The sequence below is a fragment of the Methylobacterium tarhaniae genome (assembly GCF_001043955.1).
GTDB classification, from domain to species: domain Bacteria; phylum Pseudomonadota; class Alphaproteobacteria; order Rhizobiales; family Beijerinckiaceae; genus Methylobacterium; species Methylobacterium tarhaniae.
Map to the genome: position 1 here is coordinate 1 of NZ_LABZ01000455.1, position 635 is coordinate 635.

Here is a 635-nt window from a genome sequence, read left to right on the forward strand (position 1 = left end):
GGCGGCGGCGGCATCGGCGGCGATGCGGCGGGCTACGCCCTCGCCGTGGCCCCGCCCGGCCAGGCGGCGGTGGCCGCGGTCTCGGCGCTGGGCGGCACCGGCGGCAGCGGCGGCGACGGCGGGACGGCCACGATCACCAACCGGGGGACCGTCCGCACCTCGGGCGAGGCGGCCTTCGGCCTCCAGGCGCAGAGCACCGGCGGCGGCGGCGGCGATGGCGGCGGCGCGACGGCGGTCGGCAACGCGCTCAGCCTGCACCGGAACGTCACCCTCACGTCGGCGATCGGCGGCGGCCCGCAGCTCAAGCCGCTCCTCGACAAGGACGGCCGCATCCAGCTGGACGAGTTCGGCGCCGTCAAGCTGGAACCGCCGATCGACAACAAGGACCAGGGCGGCGGCAACGGCGGCCGGGTGACGGTCGTCAACCGGGGGCGGGTCGAGACCGGCGGCGCCCTCGCCACCGGCATCCTGGCCCAGAGCGTCGGCGGCGGCGGCGGCAATGGCGGCAGCGCCACGACCCTCGGCGGCGCGGGATTCTCCTACGACAAGACCATCGATTCCCTGCTCCAGAAGCTGCCGCTCGCCGACAACGCCGCCGTGAGCATGACGGTCGGCGGCCGGGGCGGCCGGGGCGG

General features: G+C 77.3%; 1 pseudogene. It reads left to right on the plus strand.

What is annotated here, in order from left to right:
- Window positions 1–635 (plus strand): annotated as a pseudogene (locus VQ03_RS34215) (hypothetical protein); the annotation flags it as partial.